Origin of the sequence: Rhodococcus sp. C3V (genome assembly GCF_029269915.1) — a bacterium.
In the GTDB taxonomy this organism is placed as follows: domain Bacteria; phylum Actinomycetota; class Actinomycetes; order Mycobacteriales; family Mycobacteriaceae; genus Rhodococcus_F; species Rhodococcus_F qingshengii.
Genome location: NZ_JARJBE010000012.1, coordinates 111,435 through 131,472, shown reverse-complemented (window position 1 = coordinate 131,472; position 20,038 = coordinate 111,435). Strand labels below are relative to the sequence as shown.

Below are 20,038 nucleotides of genomic sequence, written 5' to 3'. Positions count from 1 at the left end.
AAGTGTTCCGATCAGTTCATCGTGGGGATGACGAAGTGGTTGTCAGGAGCGGAGTCTACGGAGCGACCCTCCTGACCTGCTTCCTTCTTGCCGGAAGGCCAGCGCTGCGTCACGGTCTTGGTCTTGGTGTAAAAGCGGAAGGAGTCGGGACCGTGCTGGTTCAGGTCACCGAATCCGGAGCGCTTCCAGCCACCGAAGGTGTGGTACGCGATCGGGACCGGGATCGGCACGTTCACGCCGACCATGCCGACGTTGACGCGAGCGGTGAAGTCACGCGCGGTGTCGCCGTCGCGGGTGAAGATGGAGACGCCGTTGCCGTACTCGTGTTCGGTCGGAAGACGCAGTGCCTCTTCGTAATCGGCAGCGCGGACCACCTGAAGGACGGGTCCGAAGATCTCTTCCTTGTAGATGCGCATGTCCGAGGTGACGTTGTCGAACAGGGTTGCGCCGGCGAAGAATCCACCTTCGTGGCCTTCGAGGGTGAAGCCGCGGCCGTCGACGACTGCCGTTGCGCCCTCGTCGATGCCGATCTGCACGTAGTTGTTGACGCGGTCGAGGGCATCCTGGCAAACGAGCGGTCCGAAATCGACGCCTTCGTCGTCACTGCGACCGATCTTGAGCTTCGCGACGCGCTCCTTCAGCTTCGCGACAAGAGCGTCCGCGGTCTCCTCGCCGACGGGAACGGCAACCGAGATGGCCATGCAACGCTCGCCGGCGCTGCCGTAGCCCGCACCGATCAGGGCGTCGGCAACCTCGTCGAGGTCCGCGTCCGGCATGACGATCGCGTGGTTCTTGGCGCCACCGAAGCACTGTGCGCGCTTGCCGTGAGCTGCGGCCGTCTCGTAGATGTACTGAGCGATCGGCGTGGAGCCGACGAAGCCGACGGCCTTGATGCGATCGTCGGTGAGCAGAACGTCGACAACTTCCTTGTCACCGTTGACGACGTTGAACACACCCGCGGGCAGTCCTGCTTCGAGGAAAAGCTCGGCCAGGCGCAGCGGCACGGAGGGGTCACGCTCGGAGGGCTTGAGGATGAAGGCGTTACCGGCGGCGAGGGCGGGGCCGGCCTTCCACAGCGGGATCATCGCGGGGAAGTTGAAGGGCGTGATGCCGGCAACGACGCCGAGCGGCTGACGCATGGAGTACACGTCGATGCCGGTGCCGGCACTCTCGGTGAATTCACCCTTGAGCAGGTGCGGAGCGCCGACGGCGAACTCGATGACCTCGAGGCCGCGCTGGATGTCACCCTTGGCGTCGGCGACGGTCTTGCCGTGCTCGGACGAGAGGAGGCGGGCCAGAGAATCCATCTCGGCCTGAGCGAGCTGCAGGAACTTCATCAGCACGCGGGCACGCTTCTGCGGGTTGAACGCTGCCCACACCTGCTGCGCCTCTTCGGCATTGGCGATGATGGCTTCGGTCTCGGCCTTGCTCGCGAGGGGAACGCGGGCCTGCACCTTGCCGGTGTTGGGATCGAACACGTCCGCAAATCGATCAGATGTCCCGGGAACACGCTTGCCACCGACGAAGTGCGTCAACTCGTGAACCGTCGCATTTTCAACCATTGTGCTAACCCGTTCCTTGCTCGTATGGACCGCCCAGGAGGCAGCAGTGAATATGTCTACCATCCTATAGTTGGATGTCCATGTATGTCTAGAGCCCAAGGGCTGTGCGCCTTTATTAACCGCGGGGGGTTAATAAAGGCGCACAGCGCGGAGCGCGGCTGCCGCTTCCTGCGCGACTACTGCATCGGTGACGTCGTATCCGTCCGATCCCCCACCAGGTCCGCCGGAAACTGCGACAACCTTGCGCGCCGAGAGATGCACCGCATCGACGCCGACGGCGGCGATTGCCGGGATGTCGTCGACGGTTATTCCGCCACCGGCCATGATCTGGATCCGGCCCGCGGCATGTTCGACCATTCGACCGATCTCGTCGAGTCCCTCATTGCAAGTGTCCGCACCCCCGGACGTCAGCACGCGGGTCACGCCCAGGTCGATCAGTTCGTCCAGCGCGGTCAGACGGTCGGTCACCACGTCCATCGCACGATGTACTGTCACCTCGACTCTCGCCCGGTCCACGCATCCGATGATGCGGCGCAGCACGACGGTGTCGATCGAATAATCTTCTGTCAGCGCGCCGATCACGATGCCGGAAGCTCCACCGGCCACAGCAGCATGTACGTCGTGCTCCATCACCCACACTTCGTCGGGTGAGAACACAAAACCTCCGGCGCGCGGACGGATCAGCGGGTGAACCGCGATCCCCACTTCCGACACAGCCTCGATCACTCCGATGCTGGGCGTCAATCCCCCCGTCGGGCCGAGTGCCGCACACAACTCGACTCGAGTCGCTCCCACCGAACGCGCGATCCTCGCCCCCCGCACGTCCTGCACAGCCAGCTCCAGAACCGTCATGTCAGAAGGACTGCCACGACGGCTTGTGTTCGAGCGCATACCGGTAGTAGTCGGCAAGTTTGAGTGAACTGGCCGCAGCTTCGTCGATGACGACGGTGACATGGCGATGCAATTGCATCACCGAAGCCGGGCAGAAAGCAGACAACGGACCTTCGACGGCAGCGGCGATCGCGTCAGCCTTGCCTTCTCCGGTCGCGATCATCACCAGATGCCTTGCATCGCTGATGGTTCCGAGCCCCTGGGTGAGCACGTGATGTGGGACGTCGTCCACACCGTCGAAGAAGCGTGCGTTGTCGATCCGGGTCTGCTCGGTCAGCGTCTTCACGCGGGTTCTCGAGGTCAACGACGATCCGGGCTCGTTGAAGCCGATGTGGCCGTCGGTACCGATGCCGAGCAACTGCACGTCCACTCCCCCGGCCGCCGCGATGCTCTGGTCGTACCGGGCGATCTCCTGCTCCGGGCACGGCGCTTCACCGTTGGGACTGGACACCATCGCGGGATCCAGGTTGACGTGATCGACGAACTCCGACCGAATCACCGAGTAGTACGACTGCGGATGGCGTTTCGGCAATCCCAGGTACTCGTCGAGCAGGAATGCCCGAGCCAGCGAGAAGTCGAGTTCGGCGTCGCGATGCCTCGCTGCCAGTTCACGATAGGTTCCGATCGGCGACGACCCCGTTGCGAGACCGAGCGTCGTCGCCCCGGCTCTGACGTAGCCTTCGACGATGTCCGCGACGGTCGAGTCGACCTCCGCGGGTGTCGGCTGAATTACGATTTCCATGATTTTTCCTTTCCGGCGACTTTTCCGCCGAGTAGTACACGCCCCAGGCGCAAGTGACGATCGGTGATCAGGATGTCGGCTCGGCAGCCCACGGCTAGCGATCCGATCAGGTCGCCAAGTCCCAGCAGACGCGCTGGGCTCCGAGTTGCCGCTGCGACAGCATCTTCCAGCGGGACGCCGCCGTCGAAGACGGTGCTGCGCAGGACGTCGAGCAACCTCGCGGTCCCTCCGGCAATCGCGCCGACCGAGCCGTCGGTCGTCGCGAGCCGTGCGACGCCCGCCTGTACGGTGACGTCGAGCGCACCGAGTTGGTAGTCGCCGTCGTCCATTCCCGCAGCGGCCATCGAATCGCTGACCAAGGCGATCTGGTCCGGTCCGACAGCATCGAAGACCATCGACACGGTCTCGGGTGCAAGATGCACACCGTCTGCGATCAGTTCCACCACCATCTCGCCTCTCGCGGCAGCCGCCAGGCACGCCGCGACGGGACCCGGAGATCGATGGTGCAGGGGCGGCATCCCGTTGAAGAGGTGGGTCGCGCTGATCTGTCCGGCCCAATCCCCGTGCACCGCAGCATCGATCCGCGCCGACGTCGTTGCCGCGTCGGCATCGGTGTGACCGAAACTCGGCACGATGTTGCGATGACGCATGATCGCGAGCAACTCTTCGAAATTCTCGGTCTCGGGCGCCAAGGTCATGGACCGCACGGTCCCACGCGCGGCGTCACACACGGCTTCGAGCAGATCCGGATCACCGGGAATGATCGCCGCCGGATCCTGGGCACCGCAGCGGACGCCGTTGATGAACGGCCCCTCGAGGTGGATACCCAGAAGTTCTCCGCGTTCGACCAGATCGGCGAGCATCGTTGCTTGTCGCACCAGATCTGCGCGCGGTGCGGAGACCAGGCTGGCCAGCATTCCGGTCGTGCCGTGCTCACAATGGTGCGCCACCGCGCGGCTCGCTCCATCGGCGTCGGTGTTCGGGAAACCGGCGCCCGCGGCGCCGTGGCTGTGGACATCGATCAGGCCGGGCATGATCACCGTGTCGGTGCGTTCCGGAATGACGACGACGGGTGTGGACGCCACATAGTCCGCAGCCGAGCCGACCCAACTGATCTTTTCGCCGTCCACGACGACGACTCCGTCGTAAATCTTCCCGGCCGGAGATCCGATCACAGTTCCCCGCAATACGATCGGATCGCCGACAGCAGCCGAGCCTGATGTACTCATGCCGACTCGCGAATCCGCGCGACGGCCGCTCTACCCTCGATCGGGTTTCGCGCGCCCCGCGCCGCCGCGGCCATGTCCTTGCACACCGCCAGATCGAGAGAGGCCAGTTGCGCGCGAACTGCGCCCAATGCCGGGACCGACATCGACAGACTCGTCACGCCCAAACCGACCAGAACCGGAGCCAACAGCGGGTCCGACGCGGATTCTCCGCACACACCAACTGGTTTTCCGGCATCGGCGCCCGCCTGACCGACCATCGCGATCAGATCGAGGACCGCCGGCTGCCACGGATCGAGCAGTTGCGCCAGGCCTCCGGCCATACGATCCACGGCGCAGGTGTACTGGCTCAGATCATTGGTACCGATACTGACAAAATCGAGGTGCTCGAGGATATCCTTCGCCCGCAACGCTGCAGCTGGAACCTCGATCATCGCTCCGACCTTGCCGATCCCCCGCGAACGCGCAAGTTCTGCAAAGTCTTTCGCCTCGTCGGCCGTAGCTACCATCGGCGCCATGACCCACAGATCGGCACCCGTCGCATTGCCGGCCGCCGCGAGGGCGTCGAGCTGGCTGATGAGGGTGTCGGGATAAACCGTGCCGACACGGAGCCCGCGGATACCAAGGGCCGGATTCTCCTCGACCCCGAGATCGAGAAACGGCAACGGCTTGTCCGAACCCGAATCGAGAGTGCGGACCACCACCTTCTGTCCGGCGAAGTGCCCGAGCACCGACGCGTACGTCTGTGCTTGCTCCTCCACCGACGGTGCGTCGTGACGCCCGAGATACGAGAATTCGGTACGGAACAGTCCGACGCCCTCGCAATCCGCCGCTCCGGCCCGCGCGGCGTCCTCGAGGGTTCCGATGTTGGCCGACAACCTCACCGCGAACCCGTCACGCGTGCGTCCTGGACCCTGTGCCGAAGCCGACTGCTCTGCCACGAACGATGCTTCGAGGACTGCGCGCTCGCGCGTTTCTGCCGAGGGATCGATGGTGACCGTCCCGGTGGTGCCGTCGAGGATGAGAAGTTTCCCCTCCGCCAGCAGATCGGTTCCCGAGCAGTTGACCACGGCCGGGATTCCGAGCGACTTCGCCAAGATAGCCGTATGGCTGGTCGGACCTCCTTCGGCAGTCAACAATCCGACCACGTCACTGGTGCCCAGCGTCGCCGTATCCGCCGGAGCGAGGTCGCGCGCCACCAGTATGTACGGGTAACCGGGAGTGGGGATTCCGGGCATCGGCTCCCCGCGAAGAACGGCCACGGCTCGCTGCCCGAGATCGCGCAGATCGGTTGCCCGTTCGGCCATGTACCCGCCGAGCGCCGTGAGCTTTTCACAGAAGGCGTCGAAGGCGACTGCGACGGCGTGTGCGGTCGGCAGCCCCGATTCCAGGTTCGCCTTGGCCGCCTTCACGATGCCCGCGTCGCGCGCCATCGCAGCCGACGTCGTCAGGATCTCCGCGGAGACGCCCTCGACTGTCTTTGCACGCGAGAGCAGTTCCTCCGCGACGGCGTCCAGTGCCTCACGGATCCTGATCAGCTCCGCCTCGGGACTGCCCGTGATCGGGTCCGCCGCCGAGGTCGGCTCAGGCGTGGAGAATCGCAACCACGGCGCGCAGACCGAACCCGCGCTCACTCCGATACCCGCGATGCGGTTGTCCACACTCGCCGTCATCAGGCTTCGTCCAGTTCGGATGCGAGAAGCTCTGCGAGCGAACCGACCGCAGCGTCGGCGCCGTCACCGTCAGCACGCAAGGTCACCGAATCCCCGAATGCTGCACCGAGAGTCATGACAGACAACATGCTGGAGGCATCTACGGGTTCGCCGTCGCCGAGCGCGATGGTGACGTCTACCGGTAGATCGGCTGCGGCGCGCGCGAAGAGCGCTGCGGGTCGTGCGTGGAGTCCGACGCGGGATCCGATTGTCGTGGTTGCGATCGCCATGTTCAGCGTCCTTCCAGTTCCTTGTCGAGCTTGTTTTCCAGTTCGGCGACGAGCGGGGCGTCGGTGCGGCTGTCACCTTCGGCAGCCAGTGCCAGTTCGGCTTCGAGCAGCGCTGGGTCGGGCTCACCTGCGGCCACCTCGACCTCTTCTTCTCGTCCTGGCGTGCGCAGATTCCACTTCTTGATGACGAAGCTGAAAAGGAAGTAGTAGATCACGGCGTAGCCGAGTCCGATCGGGATCAACATCCATGCGTTGGTTGCCTTGCCGAAGTTCAACACGTAGTCGAAGAAGCCTGCGGAGAACGTGAATCCGTCGTGAATCCCCAGCGCATTGACCAAGGCCATCGACGTTCCGGTCAGGAGCGAGTGGATGACGTACAGGGGCCACGCGACGAACATGAAGGAGAATTCGAGCGGCTCGGTGATACCGGTGAGGAATGCGGTCAGGCCGGTGGAGAGCATGATGCCGCCGACGAGCTTCTTCTGAGAAGGCTTGGCGTTGCGCCAGATTGCGAAGGCTGCAGCGGGGAGGGCGAACATCATGATCGGGAAGAAGCCGGTCATGAACGTACCGGCGGAGGGGTCGCCGGCGAAGAACCGGTTGAGGTCACCGCGAACGATCTGACCGCTCGCGTCCTGGTAGTCGCCGATCAGGAACCACACGGCGGAGTTCAAGATGTGGTGCAGGCCCGTGGGGATCAGGAGGCGGTTCGCTGCGCCGTAAATGCCGCCGCCCACAACGGTATTGGAAGCAACTGCTTCACCGACCCAGTTGAGGCCGGAGTTGAACAAGGGGTACACGAATGCCATCAGGACACCGACCACAAGACCGGTGATCGCTGTCAGGATGGGAACGAGCCTGCGCCCGTTGAAGAACCCGAGATAATCGGGAAGCTTCGTTCGATAGAACCGCTGCCACAAGATCGCCGACAGCAAGCCCATCACGATACCGGCGAGCACACCGTAGTTGATCAGGGATTGATCCCCGTTCGGGTCCGTCTTCCCTTCGAGGACGATCGGCGACATCGCCTTGAACACGCCGTCGATCACCATGTAGCCGACGACGGCTGCCAAGGCAGTCGATCCGTCGGCCTTCTTGGCCCAGCCGATCGCGATACCGACGGCGAAGATCAGCGGCAGCCACGTGAAGACTGCTTGTCCTGCCGCAGAGATCACTGCAGCAGCACTGTGCATCGAACTGAATCGCCCGAGCAGGTCGTCCTGGCCGAGGCGGAGCAAGATTCCCGCAGCCGGCAGAACGGCGATCGGAAGCATCAAGCTTCGGCCGAGGCGTTGAACCCCGGCGAACACTTTCGATTCCTTCTTCGGGGTGTCTTCGAGAGTCATCAAGGACCTTCTTCGTTCGCCGGGCCGCGTCGCGATCGGCCGCTGGTTCTGGAAATTCGGGTGTCGTACACGTGCAGGTTTCGTGAAAATGCAGGTCACGGTTCTTGCTCGGAAGTGAGGCCGAAACCGTTTTGTCGAAACTGTTGTGGAGCCGGACTTCCAACGGGTACTGTCCGGTCATAACCAGTTGTAGTTTTACCTGGTGGAGGCGAGTTGTCAACACCCAAATGTGACATACGTAACCGGGATAGCCTTGACCAGCAACTAGTCAGCCCACCTGTACGACCGTTCAACGATCACGACCAACCCGACAATCAGGAGCAGCAAATGTCGAAAGCGGAAGCAATCATCAAAGGCCTCGGCGGCGCAGAGAACATCGTCGAGATCGAGGCTTGCATCACCCGCCTGCGTACCGAGGTCAAGGACGGAGCGAAGGTGAACGAGTCCGCTCTCAAGGCTGCCGGCGCACACGGCGTACTCAAGGCCGGAACGGTTGTCCAGGTCATCGTCGGGCCCGAGGCCGACACCCTTGCCGAGGACATCGAGGACATCCTGTGACGGTCGTCCTCGCCCCGCTCCCCGGTCGGGTCGTCGCACTCGCTGACGTACCGGACCCGGTGTTCGCTCAGCAGATGGTCGGTTCGGGCGTCGCGATCGAACCCGCTCGCGGTCAGGGCCCGCTCACGGTCGTGGCGCCGATCAGCGGAAAGATCCTGAAACTTCACCCCCACGCGTTCGTGATCTTCGGCGAGAAAGCCACCGGCGTGCTGGTCCATATCGGCATCGACACGGTCAAGCTCGAAGGCGACGGATTCACCCTCATCGCCGCCGAGGGTGACACCGTCGATGCGGGTGATCCCATTGTCAGCTTCGATCCAGCGCACATCGACACGACCGGTTACTCGGCGATCTGCCCGGTAGTCGTGATGGATTCCAAACCGGACACCGTCGAATCCCCTTCCGTCGGTGGGGACGTCGCCACTGGCGACACTCTGTTCGACTGGTCGGCGTAACGCAAAGGGCGAGCACACCGGAAGGTGTGCTCGCCCTTTCGCTTCGAACGATGACTATTGGTCGCCGCGCGTTTTGGGCCGCGCTTGGCCCTGGACTTCCATCTGCAACTGGTAGCGGTCGGATCGGTACCAACTGCGAGTGTGCTCGACCGGTGCGATCTCGCTGAACGACACTCGATCGAAGTACAGAACCGGAGCGCCCTTACGAGTGCCCAGGAGAGTCGCGATCTCCGTACTGGCACCATCGGCACTGACCGTCTGCTCTGCCCGATCGATCGGCTTGTCGTACTTGTCGGCGGTTGCCCGATAGATCGAACCCGTCAAGTCCATGTCGAGTAAACCCGGCAACAGTTCGGGATTGAACCAGCCGTCGTCCACGCTCACCGGCTCGCCGTCGGCAAGGCGCAAGCGCTTGACGTGGTAACCGTCGGAACCCGGTCGCATATTCAGTGCGGCAGCAGTGTTTTCGGGGACCGGCCCCTGTTCGCTGACCAGGACCACTGTCGTGGGGTGATGCCCCTGGGCGCGCATTTCCTCGGTGAAGGATGCAAGGTGCAGCTTGGATTGGACAGCACGGTGCGCAACGAAGGTTCCCTTGCCACGCACGCGAACGAGGTGTCCGTCATTGACCAGTTGCCCGATTGCCTCGCGAACGGTGATCCGACTGACGCCGTAGTCCTGCATCAGGTTTCGCTCGCTGGTCATCAAGTCACCAGGCTGGAGTTCTTGGGTGCACTTGCGCAGGAGAATGGTGCGCAACTGTTCGTGTTTGGGTATTGCGCTGTCGCGCAAATGAACGGGCATCACAGCGACTGTCCCTCCGAGAAATGAATAGTCGTCTATTCGCCGACGACAACGACCTGAAATCGCAGGCAGGTCCCGACCGGACCGGTCCAATTAACGATACTGGAATTTACGACAGGAAACTAGCACCAGTCCGGAGTTGTCCGATTTCAACCGTCCAACCGTCGGTAGATGGACCGTATTTCGTCCAAGGCGACGTTCTGCTGAGCCATGTCCAATCCCAATGCCGCAACCGCCTCGCGCAACCGCCTGATATCCAGATCGTCGATCGCCGCGCGAAAAGGCACCTTCGGTAGCGCAGGGAGGGCAGCCGCGATTCCGAACCAATTCTCGACGTCCACCGAAACAGTCGACTCGTCTTCCACTCCCCCGATCAACTGCTCCAGGCCGACCCCGCGAAGTCTCAGCAACCTGAGCGGATCGGTGTCGATTCGCTCCGCGGTCAAGAACGCCACGGCCGCAGCGTGTTTGCACGGCCAACCGACATCGGGGCAGGTGCAGTCGAAGCGAAACGCCGACGGACCGTCCGGTATCAGTTGAGCAGCAAGCATGTCCGGGACAACGCCGGACACCAGTGCGGCAAGACTTCCCGGCACGCGGCGGATCTTGGTGATGATGTCGTCGATATCCGATTGATCAAGGGTGTCGATCGACAGCGTGGAAACGAACGGTTGAAGTTGGCTGCCCTGAACCTCGGCCGTCACCACTCCTGGTTCGATGTCGAGCGCCAAGACCTGACCCGAACGCGCATACGTACGCCCGCGCGTGACACGAGGTTTGTCGCCAATCTCTTCGACGACCCGAACAAAAGCCTTGCCCCAGAACGTCCTCCCGAACGCTGGACGAGGCTTGACCGGCGCGGGTGCTCGCCGTCGAGGCCCGGTGTACTCACTGAAATCGGGGCCCTTACCGCGCGGACTCATTCGCCCACCGCGTCGTCGCCGAGTCGCAACAGCTCGTCCAGTTGCTCGACGCTCATCTCCGTCACCCAGTTCTCACCAGTCCCGACTGCAAGTTCGGCGAGTTCACTTTTACTCGCGATCATCGTGTCGATTCGCTCTTCCAAGGTTCCGACGCACACCATCTTGCGTACCTGAACGTTCTTTCTCTGACCGATGCGGAAGACACGGTCCGTCGCCTGGTTCTCTACCGCCGGGTTCCACCATCTGTCGAGGTGAACCACATGGTTGGCCGCCGTGAGATTCAGACCCGTGCCGCCGGCCTTGAGCGAGAGCACCATGATGGGCGGGCCGCCTTCACCTTGAAATGCCTCGACCATTGCGTCGCGCCCGGCTTTCGACACTCCGCCGTGGAGAAACGGAACTTCGGTGGTGAACCGGTCGGCCAGGTACGGCACCACCAATTCGCCGAACTCACGAAACTGTGTGAACAACAGAACCTTCTCGTCGTCGCCGATGACCGACTCGACGATGTCCTCGACCAGTCCGAGCTTTCCCGAACGGTGTTGCCCGCGGCGCATCACCGGCGAACCGTCGCGCAGGAAGTGCGCGGGATGATTGCACACCTGTTTGAGTTTGGTCAGCGCAGACAGGACGGCGCCCTTGCGCTTCATCCCTTCCGTCCCCTTGATCTGCGCCATCATCTCGTCCACCACGGCGCGGTACAACGCGGCCTGCTCTTCGCTGAGATTCGCTCGAACCGTCATCTCCAACTTCTCCGGGAGATCCGCGATCACGGCGGGATCGGTCTTCACGCGCCGCAGCACAAAGGGGGACGTGACGGCTCGCAGTCGCGAGACGGCAAGCTGATCTTTTTCCCGCTCGATCGGTACGACAAACCTTTTGCGGAACATCTGCTCCGAGCCGAGTACACCGCGATTGGCAAAATCGAGGATGGACCGCAGCTCGTCCAGTCGGTTCTCCACCGGCGTTCCGGTCAGAGCAACGCGATGATCCGCGGGGATGCTGCGAGCAGCTCTCGCCTGAGATGTTTTGGCGTTCTTGATGTGTTGAGCCTCGTCGAGCACTACGCGCCGCCAGTCGAGATCCTTGAGGGCCGCGACGTCGCGGGTCATGAGCGCGTAGGTGGTGATCACGAGGTCACTCTCACGAACTGCCTGTTCCAACTCCGCCCCGGTAGCGCGATCCGAACCGTGATGAACGTAGACGCGCAAGCTCGGCACGAATCGCGCCGCTTCACGCTGCCAGTTACCCACAACCGACATCGGGCACACCAAAAGGGTTGCTGTCTTGGACTTCTCGTGCGCAAGTAACGCCAACAGTTGCAGCGTCTTACCCAGACCCATGTCGTCGGCCAGTACCGCGCCGAGCCCGAGGGCACTCATGTACGCCAACCAGTCGAGACCGCGTCGTTGATACGGACGCAAAGTCGCGTTGACCGTCGACGGTACCGCGACCTGCCGCGGAGCCACCGACTGGTCGAGCAGTGCCGAAGCCCATCCGGTTGCCTTCACTTCCTCGACCGGCAGGTCTTTGAGGTCGTCGGCGATCAAATCCTTGATCAGATCGACGATCGCTCGGTCCCCGCTCGAGTGCCGCTGACTGACAAAACGAGCCGCGCGGGCCAGGACGTCTTTGTCCGCCTGAACCCACTCGCCGCGCAACTGGACCAGATCGGACTTCGCATCGACGAGTCGGGTCATTTCCTCGGCGGTGAGTACCTTGTCTCCGAGCGCCAATTCCCAATCGTATTCCAGCAATTGGTCCATACCGACCGTACGATTCTCCGCAACGATCGGAGATGCCGCCGAGGTCACGCGCACACGCAGGGATGGAGACACCACGTTCCATGCGCGAGGAAGCAACAGCGTGATCCCTCGCTCTCGCAGGACAATCGCGCCGTGTCCGACCAGGTCCATCACGACAGGTGTGGGCAGCAACAGGTCGAGGCTGTCCTCGTCACGCGGCACGTCGCGAAAACGTGGGTAAGCCTTGATTGCGTCTTCGAGCTTGCGGCTGCCGAGCTGGATACGTTTGGGATCGGCCCGGTGCAGTCGAACACGTTCGGGCGCTTCACCTTCGGGACGCAAACACACTTGCAGACGCCACAGCGCGTCGTCGTCCGGATCGGAATTGTCGTCGAGTTCAGGCTCGATCAGCCGCAGAACCAGGTCCGGCTCTCCGGCGGTGAACGTCGCCCCCCATTCGGCGAGTCCCTCGGCCGCTCGTACCGACACGTCGTCGAAAGCGTCCCCGGACAACACGGCCTGCCACAGCGGGGTCTGCACCACCGGATGTGAGTCACCGAGAACACGACGGACGATCGGGTCCGTGAGTTCGTTCGTGATGTCTTCGATCGTCGCCCTCGGCGAGCCGACCGCCCGCTGCACCGGCGGCATGGCCACTACCAATTCGCCGATCCAGACGCGCTGGCGTTCCCCCACAGACAACTGCCACCGCGGCCACCAACTACCCTCGGCTCGCGTCAGCGCCGGCACCACCCGCCCGGCGCGCACCCAACGGTCGATTCCTCGCGTCACGTGCACGAGAAAGTGCAGGTCTCCCGCGATTCGCTGGTCGTCGGCCTTGAACCGCAGCAGGAGATCGACTGCGTCCGGCGGCGCCAACGCGACAGCTGCGTACTCACTCTGCAAAGGTCCGCCAGGTACGGGCGGCATAGCGATATTCACACGATGACGGAACTTACGATGCAGGACAGCGCTGACCGGATCACGGGGATCGTCGGTCCCGGCACCGTCGTGCCCGTCGACCCACAGTTTGAGCCCCGATCCCGGTGACCAGAGTCCATGCAGCATCAGACCATCCAATCAGGTGCCACCGACACCACTTCCGGCCTACCGGGCAATAGGCTGGCAGGCATGACGACGGCATACGGCTTCACCGAGTACGGCGGACCCGACACACAGTCCTACTTCGACGTCACCTTGCCCCCGCCCGGTGCCGGCCAACTGCTGGTGTCGGTCCGAGCGGCGGGCGTCAACCCCGCTGACTGGAAAGTTCGCGCGGGTACTCGAAAAGATACTGTCCCGGTGACGCTGCCTGCGGTTCTGGGCCGCGAAGTGTCCGGTGTTGTCATCGGAGTAGGTCCGCGGGTCACCGAGTTCGAGGTCGGCGACGAAGTGTTCGGCGCTACCGCGACCGGCTTCGGCGGCTACGCCGCGTCGACATTGCTCAACGTCTCCTCGACAGCACACAAGCCGCCTACCGTGTCCTGGGCCGATGCCGCAGTGCTGACGGTTGCGGCAGGAACGGCCTACGACGCACTCCACGATGTCGGTCTGAAACCCGGGGCGACACTCCTGCTGCTCGGCGCCGGCGGCGGCGTTGGTCGCAGCACGATCGCGCTTGCTCTGGCGCGGAGTATCAACGTGATCGGTGTCGCGAGCGAGTCCAAGAGAACCGCGATCGAGGAAGCGGGAGCACGTTGGGTTGCGTCGGGGGACGGCTTCGCAGACGACGTGTCCGCGTTGTCCCCAGTCGGAGTGGACGCGGTTTTCGACCTGGTCGGCGGGGACACTCTCACTCGCGGCGCTGAGCTCGCCCGACCGGACGCACCGATCCTGAGCATCGCCGATCCTCTGGCGGCGAGCCGACTCGGCGGCGGTGGTGTCGAACGCCGAAGAACTACAGCAGTATTCACGGAGATCGCGGCGCTCGTGGCCGACGGGATCCTCGACCCGTCCGTGTCCGGGCGGTACCCATTCTCCCGCGCTGGGGAAGCGCTCGCTGCAGTCGAAGACGGCCATGCCGCCGGCAAAGTGGTGATCGAGTTCGGCTGATTCCTGTCGGCCCCCGATGGTTCAATCACCGTCTACGACGGACGGCGTTGAATCACCGTCTACGACGGACGGGGGCACAGGTGGTTGCACGGTTATTTGCGATCCTGTCGACGCTCGCGCTCGTATGTCTCGTCGCGTCCTGCGGATGGTTCGGGGACGAGCGTCTCGAGTCGGCCCCTGGCAGCCCCACGCGATCGGAACTGGAAGAGTTGCTGTCCCGGACAGCGATTGTCGACACCCGACCACATCCGGGTGGATACCAGCGCGGCTGCGGTAACGGCGAGGCCTGCGTCTTCGGCCCCGCGTGGTCCGACGACCAGGACGCACCTGGTGGCCACGACGGGTGCGATACCCGCAACAACGTCCTGGCCCAAGATCTCTCGGACGTGGTGTTCAAACCAGGAACACGTGACTGCGTCGTACTGTCCGGCGCGATGACCGACCCGTACTCCGGAGATCGCATCGAATTCGAACGCAGCCAGGCCAAGTCCGTCCAGATCGACCACGTCTTCCCGCTCGCCGCGGCCTGGGACTTCGGCGCGAACTCCTGGACTCCTGCGTTGCGGATGAGGTTCGCGAACGACATGTCTCTGAACCTGTTGGCCGTCAACGGCCCCGACAACCAGGCGAAAGGCGACAGCACGCCCAGTGACTGGTTGCCGCCCGATCCTGCTTACCGATGCTTCTACGCCGGCAAGTACCTGACCGTCGCGATTTCCTATGGCTTACCAGTCAGCCGAGCTGATCATTCGACCCTGACGGACCTTGCCACTCGCTGCTGATCTAGCGGCAGTCCTTCACCACTCGCCCACTCTGGATGACGAGTGCGATCCGCTCACGATCGGCAAAGATCGAGGGATCCGTCAACGGATTGCCGCGGAAGGCAACGAGGTCGGCGAACTTACCGACTTCGATGGTGCCGACCTCGTCGGCGATTCCGAGAATATCGGCGTTGATCCGGGTAGCGGAAACCAGTGCATCCATGGGTGTTTCGACCTTGGCGCGCAGGACCAACTCCATCCCACGGCCCGTTTGATCGGTACCGATGAGGTCCGATCCCAAGCCCACTCTGACGCCGGCATTTCGAGCAGCAAGAAGCCCGTCGATCTGACCTTGCATCATCTGGCCGATCCGAGCCGAAATCGATTCGGGTAGACCTGCTGACGCCGCGCTGTCCGAGAGCGCCTGCACCACAGCCAACGTCGGCACCAAGGCGACGTCGTGCTCGGCCATCAACTTGGCGGTCTCGTCGTCGATATCAGAGCCGTGCTCGACGCATTTCGCGCCGGCAGTGACAGCGTTACGGATTCCCTCGTTGTTGTGAGCATGCACCGTGACATAGGTACCGCGCGCATTGGCTTCCTCGACGGCAACTTCGATCTCGTCGACCGTGAACTGGGTATCGGTGAGCTTGTCATGAGTGGATACCACTCCCCCGGTAACACACAGTTTGAGGAAGTCCGCACCCCTGCGGAACGTCTCGCGAACGTTCTTTCGCATTTCGTGCGGACCGTCGGAAAGCAGAGACATACACCGTAATCCGGGGATGTCATGATCGGACCAGTCCGAAGTCGGCTCCCATTCGGCCGCCAGGTGTCCGTGTCCACCGGTCTGGCACTGGATCGGGCCGCACTGAATGATCCGCGGACCCGGAATCTTGCCCGAGGCGACAACTCCGGCGAGTCCACCGTCGATTCCGCCGCAGTCACGAACAGTGGTGAATCCCCCGTCGAGGGTCGATGCGCAGGTCGCGAACATGTCTGCAGCGAGCTCGGCTACCGAGATCTGACGCCGCAGGCTCGGTGCGAGATCGCTCGATCCACCGAGATGAACGTGTGCGTCGATGAGGCCGGGCGTGATTGTCAGCCCAGCGCAGTCCAGCACCTCCGCCCCCGTGGGTGGCGTGCCACCGAGTGCACTGATGCGCCCGTTTTCCACAGCAACAGCGCAGTTCTCGATCGGGTCGGCGCCCGTCCCGTCGATGATCGTTGCACCGGTCAGCCATACGACAGACATATTGAATGTTCCTCCGACGTGTACCGATCGCCGGAAGATTCCGCCGACATACCGAATAGGGTTCGGTTAGTATGATGCATATCGGCTCCCGAAATCAAGGAGTTGTCATCACTCGATGAAGTCCGAGATTGCTGACGAATCCCTCACCAGGAGAATCGATGCCGCGTCCCACCCAGCCGATACTGTCCACGCGAAACATCACCGACGCGGCTCTGGATGCTGTCGACGCGACCGGCGACTTCACCATGCCCGGGATCGCCAAGCAATTGAACGTGACTCCGTCTTCGCTCTACACACATATTTCGGGTCGATCCGAGATCGTCGAACTCATGCGCATCCGCGTGATGTCGTCGATCTCTGTCCCCCACCCACCCCCAGGATGGAGCGAACGGATCAGCGCGTGGGGGTGGGCCTATCGCCGAGCTGCCGTCGAACATTGGCGCCTCATCCCGCTACTCATGACACGCAGCGTCCGCACCGAGGTGACTTTTGATATCGATACTGCACTGGTTCAAGCATTTTCGGACGGCGGTTTCGATCCGACCGACACTCGTCACGCAATCTCCACGCTGGACAGTTTGGTTCTCGGATCCGTCGTGAAACTCTCGACGCCGGATGTCGCGTGGACTCAATCCTCGAACCCGAGCGAGGTCACGCGCGAGGCTACGACCCCGCTGCGAACCGACGACACGTTCGACTTCGGCCTGCGAACCCTGATCGCCGGATGGATGGCTCAACGCGTTGTTCGTCTGTATACCGAACCTCATTCGGATTCCGACGTCACTTCACGGTGAACGACCTGGTGTGCCATCCCGTGGCACCACCGGGAATCGGCGGAGTGCGCTCTTCCACCTGAACGTTCCCGTCCAAATCCGTCGCTCTGACCTGCACCGTGTGCAAACCCGAGCCTGCATCCCACATCCACGACCATTGACGCCAGGTGTCGATCGAGTACTCCTGCGCCAGTGTCGCCGGTTGCCATTCACCGTTGTCGACGCGAACCTCGACCTTCTCGATCCCGCGATGCTGCGCCCAGGCCGTTCCCGCCACCAGCACCTGGCCCGGCTCGATGGGAGCCAGAGCTGCCGGCACCTCGATACGCGAGGACGTCTTGATCGGTGCCTGCGCACCCCAACCGCGCTGGGTCCAATAGGCCTCGACCTTGTCGAAACGCGTGAGTTCCCACTCCGTCACCCACTTGGTGGCGGAGACGAAACCGTACAGACCGGGAACGACCTGCCGAACGGGATAGCCGTGCTCGAACGGCAACGGCTCACCGTTCATCGCCACGGCGAGAATCGCGTCACGGCCGTCGGTGACTATCTCGACCGGGGTGCCGACTGTGAAGCCGTCGACGCTGGTCGAGAGGAGCATGTCGGCGTCGGGATGGACACCGACTTCGTCGAGCAGGTCCTTCATGGGATAACCGATCCACTTCGCGTTCCCGGCCAGAACGCCGCCCACCTCGTTCGAGACACACGTCAGCGTGATGACTCGCTCGATGGGCGTTCGCGCCACCAGATCGTCGAACGACAACGTCATCTCGCGGTCCACCATTCCGTGAATCCGCAGTTCCCACGAATCCGTCGTCAATTGCGGAACGAGGAGTGCCGTGTCGATTCGGTAGAAGTCGTCGTTGGGCGTGATGTATGTCGACGCACCCGCAATCGCGATGTCCGCACCCGCCGGAATCGGCGGCGCCGGGTCAGCGGCGGTGGGCACGACAAAATCTTCACGATTCGCTACTGCTCCGGCGATTCTCTGCCCCACGAACTTCCCGGCCGCACCCGCTGCCGCAGCCACTGCCAACGCCGCACCTGCCAGCAGGAGGAACTGACGACGAGGCAACCACGAGTCGGCGACGCCCGGCGAGAGCGGCACTTCGAGTTGTGTGATCAGCAACCGCAAGGTTGCGACGCCCGCCACCACACCGACCAGTGTCGGGAACACGTACATCGCGTCGGCAGTCGGGCGCTGCATCGCCGCATACACACCAACCGCGCCCAGAAGAACGAGAATGACGCTGCCGATCGGGCGGCGTCGCCGTTCCAGGAGCCCGGCCACCGCACCGAGCAGAACGATCAAGATCGACATTCCGATGAACAGCGCCGGCTTGTCATTGGTACCGAAAGTATCGATCGCGAACTCGCGAGCCCACGCCGGCGTTCGGTCGACGGTAGTCGCACCTACCGCGTAGAAGGGCGACGCGTCCGGGTTGATCGGCAACGCAACCAGTTCACCGACGCCCAGGACGACAGCCGCGGCCAAGACCCCGGAGATCGCGTGAGCAGCCCATCTACGACGCAGTGGACGAGATTCGGTGCTCGGGTGCTCGTCGATGTTCTGTGTGACCATGTCGTCTCGGCTCTGTCGGTGCGAGTGGTGCTTCGATCGGATACCCGACATTCGGCGCTGCGGGCCATCCGGATGGGTGCACTCCTCCATCAAGAACTACTCCGAACTCGCGATTAGAGTGGGAACGATGACCGTCGACCTCAACAAGGACACGCTCCTGTGCATGTCGCTCTCCGGGCGACCGAGCAACATCGGCACCAGATTTCACAATTACCTCTACGAAGAATTGGGCTTGAACTTCGTCTACAAAGCCTTCACCACCGAAGACGTGCCAGCCGCGATCGCAGGCATACGAGCACTCGGGATTCGAGGCTGTGGGGTGTCGATGCCGTTCAAGGAACAGGTCATCGAGCACATCGACGTCATGCATGATTCGGCCAGCGCCATCGACTCCGTCAACACGATCGTCAACGAGTCCGGAGTGCTGCACGCCTACAACACCGACTATCAGGCGGTGGCCGATCTACTGCGTGACAACAACGTCGACACGAGCCTGTCCGTCGCTGTCGCCGGCAGCGGTGGCATGGCAAAAGCAGTCGTCGCCGCGGTGCGCGACACCGGATTCACCGACGTCACCGTGATCGCCCGCAACCAGCAAGTGGGGTCATCGCTTGCGAAGCAGTACGGCTTCGACTGGCAGGCCGAACTCGGTGAGCTTCGTCCCGGTGTGCTGATCAACGCCACCCCGATCGGTATGTCCGGCGGCGCAGAAGCAGATGCACTGTCGTTCCCCGAGCACGCAGTGCGCGCCGCCGATGTCGTCTTCGACGTCGTCGCGATGCCTGCGAAGACGCCACTGATCGCGTTGGCGACCGAACTCGGCAAAACGGCGATCACAGGAGCGTCAGTCATTGCCCTTCAGGCCGCCGAGCAGTTCGTGCTCTACACCGGTGTGCGTCCGAGCGCGGAGCAGATCCAGCGAGCGTCGGAATACTCACGGGCGTAGGAACCACGTCGCCGTGAACGAGACCGGGGAGACTCCACCTCAACAACTCGCGCGGAACTTCAACGAGTTGTTGCAAGAGCTGCGCGTCGCGCTCTCTGGTGTGCAGATCCTGTTTGCCTTCCTGCTAGCCGTGGCATTCACCGAACGCTACGAGGAAGCGTCGGCGTACATCCGCGGCATCCACTTGGTGACGGTGATCCTTGTTGCCATCTCGTTCGGGTTCCTGATGGCACCCGCGGTCTGGCATCGCATGCTTTTCCGCCGTGGGCACCGCGAGAACATATTGCCCGTGGCCAACCGATTCGCCCTGTGCGGCATAGCCTTTCTGGCCGCCTCCATGACCGGCACGGTCCTGTTGATCGCCGAGGTCGCCGTCGGCGGAGTTGCCGCAAAGGTTTTGGCAGCGTGCGCCGCGATCATGTTCACGGCACTGTGGTTTCTCGTGCCGTCATTCATCGATCGCACCAAGAGCTGA

At 63.0% G+C, this 20,038-nt stretch carries 19 protein-coding genes; 7 read left to right on the top strand and 12 right to left on the bottom strand.

Annotation, left to right across the window (positions count from 1 at the left end; genetic code table 11):
* Nucleotides 1–11 precede the first annotated feature (11 nt).
* From P3G66_RS26270 to P3G66_RS26240, 7 genes are all read right to left on the bottom strand, one after another.
* Nucleotides 12–1,562 (bottom strand): CoA-acylating methylmalonate-semialdehyde dehydrogenase, encoded by a 1,551-nt coding sequence (locus tag P3G66_RS26270; RefSeq protein ID WP_042445510.1) that lies wholly within the window; start codon nt 1,560–1,562, stop codon nt 12–14.
* Between the two features lie 129 nt (nt 1,563–1,691).
* The gene (locus P3G66_RS26265) at nt 1,692–2,414 is read right to left on the bottom strand and encodes a copper homeostasis protein CutC (protein ID WP_042445509.1); all 723 of its coding nucleotides are present in this window, start codon (nt 2,412–2,414) and stop codon (nt 1,692–1,694) included.
* Nucleotide 2,415: 1 nt separating this feature from the next.
* Nucleotides 2,416–3,195 (bottom strand): glucosamine-6-phosphate deaminase, encoded by a 780-nt coding sequence (gene nagB / locus P3G66_RS26260; protein ID WP_007726140.1) that lies wholly within the window; start codon nt 3,193–3,195, stop codon nt 2,416–2,418.
* Nucleotides 3,183–4,424, bottom strand: a complete 1,242-nt coding sequence (locus P3G66_RS26255) for an N-acetylglucosamine-6-phosphate deacetylase (protein WP_276117330.1) — start codon at nt 4,422–4,424, stop codon at nt 3,183–3,185. Before P3G66_RS26255 ends, nagB begins: the two co-directional genes overlap by 13 nt.
* Nucleotides 4,421–6,094, bottom strand: coding sequence for a phosphoenolpyruvate--protein phosphotransferase (ptsP, locus tag P3G66_RS26250; protein ID WP_083059485.1), 1,674 nt, complete (start codon nt 6,092–6,094; stop codon nt 4,421–4,423). Before ptsP ends, P3G66_RS26255 begins: the two co-directional genes overlap by 4 nt.
* A complete protein-coding gene (locus tag P3G66_RS26245; protein ID WP_003941322.1) occupies nt 6,094–6,363 on the bottom strand; it encodes an HPr family phosphocarrier protein in 270 nt (89 codons plus the stop codon). The genes ptsP and P3G66_RS26245 overlap by 1 nt, the downstream gene beginning before the upstream one ends.
* Nucleotides 6,364–6,365: 2 nt before the next feature.
* The gene (locus tag P3G66_RS26240; protein WP_003941307.1) at nt 6,366–7,709 is read right to left on the bottom strand and encodes a PTS transporter subunit EIIC; all 1,344 of its coding nucleotides are present in this window, start codon (nt 7,707–7,709) and stop codon (nt 6,366–6,368) included.
* Nucleotides 7,710–8,036: 327 nt separating this feature from the next.
* Here P3G66_RS26240 and P3G66_RS26235 point away from each other — a divergent pair, with 327 nt between their 5' ends.
* Together P3G66_RS26235 and P3G66_RS26230 are read left to right on the top strand one after the other, a co-directional pair.
* A complete protein-coding gene (locus P3G66_RS26235; protein WP_003941324.1) occupies nt 8,037–8,267 on the top strand; it encodes a PTS glucose/sucrose transporter subunit IIB in 231 nt (76 codons plus the stop codon).
* A complete protein-coding gene (locus P3G66_RS26230; protein WP_019749215.1) occupies nt 8,264–8,722 on the top strand; it encodes a glucose PTS transporter subunit IIA in 459 nt (152 codons plus the stop codon). Before P3G66_RS26235 ends, P3G66_RS26230 begins: the two co-directional genes overlap by 4 nt.
* 54 nt (nt 8,723–8,776) lie before the next feature.
* Here the strand turns inward: P3G66_RS26230 and P3G66_RS26225 are convergent, their stop codons facing one another.
* The 3 genes from P3G66_RS26225 to P3G66_RS26215 all read right to left on the bottom strand — a co-directional run bounded on the left by P3G66_RS26225 (nt 8,777) and on the right by P3G66_RS26215 (nt 13,262).
* Nucleotides 8,777–9,526, bottom strand: a complete 750-nt coding sequence (locus P3G66_RS26225) for a GntR family transcriptional regulator (RefSeq protein WP_007726130.1) — start codon at nt 9,524–9,526, stop codon at nt 8,777–8,779.
* Between the two features lie 149 nt (nt 9,527–9,675).
* Nucleotides 9,676–10,449 carry an SWIM zinc finger family protein gene (locus P3G66_RS26220; protein WP_162114681.1) on the bottom strand — a complete coding sequence of 258 codons (774 nt, stop codon included), beginning with the start codon at nt 10,447–10,449 and terminating at the stop codon, nt 9,676–9,678.
* Nucleotides 10,446–13,262 carry a DEAD/DEAH box helicase gene (locus tag P3G66_RS26215; RefSeq protein ID WP_276117329.1) on the bottom strand — a complete coding sequence of 939 codons (2,817 nt, stop codon included), beginning with the start codon at nt 13,260–13,262 and terminating at the stop codon, nt 10,446–10,448. Before P3G66_RS26215 ends, P3G66_RS26220 begins: the two co-directional genes overlap by 4 nt.
* A 63-nt stretch (nt 13,263–13,325) precedes the next feature.
* Here P3G66_RS26215 and P3G66_RS26210 point away from each other — a divergent pair, with 63 nt between their 5' ends.
* Nucleotides 13,326–14,246 carry an NADP-dependent oxidoreductase gene (locus tag P3G66_RS26210; RefSeq protein WP_276117328.1) on the top strand — a complete coding sequence of 307 codons (921 nt, stop codon included), beginning with the start codon at nt 13,326–13,328 and terminating at the stop codon, nt 14,244–14,246.
* Between the two features lie 80 nt (nt 14,247–14,326).
* Nucleotides 14,327–15,028 carry an HNH endonuclease family protein gene (locus tag P3G66_RS26205; protein ID WP_042923156.1) on the top strand — a complete coding sequence of 234 codons (702 nt, stop codon included), beginning with the start codon at nt 14,327–14,329 and terminating at the stop codon, nt 15,026–15,028.
* Nucleotide 15,029: 1 nt separating this feature from the next.
* Here P3G66_RS26205 and P3G66_RS26200 read toward each other — a convergent pair whose 3' ends face one another.
* Entirely contained in the window at nt 15,030–16,262 is a 1,233-nt protein-coding gene (locus P3G66_RS26200) for an amidohydrolase family protein (protein WP_054187325.1), read from the bottom strand.
* A 158-nt stretch (nt 16,263–16,420) separates the two neighbouring features.
* On the opposite strand from P3G66_RS26200, the gene P3G66_RS26195 reads away from it, so the two are divergent.
* Nucleotides 16,421–17,056, top strand: coding sequence for a TetR/AcrR family transcriptional regulator C-terminal domain-containing protein (locus P3G66_RS26195; RefSeq protein WP_054187324.1), 636 nt, complete (start codon nt 16,421–16,423; stop codon nt 17,054–17,056).
* On the opposite strand, the gene P3G66_RS26190 is transcribed toward P3G66_RS26195, so the two are convergent.
* Entirely contained in the window at nt 17,043–18,617 is a 1,575-nt protein-coding gene (locus P3G66_RS26190) for a molybdopterin-dependent oxidoreductase (RefSeq protein WP_042447877.1), read from the bottom strand. The genes P3G66_RS26195 and P3G66_RS26190 overlap by 14 nt on opposite strands.
* Before the next feature lie 127 nt (nt 18,618–18,744).
* On the opposite strand from P3G66_RS26190, the gene P3G66_RS26185 reads away from it, so the two are divergent.
* Both P3G66_RS26185 and P3G66_RS26180 read left to right on the top strand, forming a co-directional pair.
* Complete coding sequence (locus P3G66_RS26185; RefSeq protein ID WP_042447990.1) at nt 18,745–19,563, top strand: shikimate 5-dehydrogenase; 819 nt, start codon at nt 18,745–18,747, stop codon at nt 19,561–19,563.
* Between the two features lie 13 nt (nt 19,564–19,576).
* Entirely contained in the window at nt 19,577–20,038 is a 462-nt protein-coding gene (locus P3G66_RS26180) for a DUF6328 family protein (RefSeq protein ID WP_003941357.1), read from the top strand.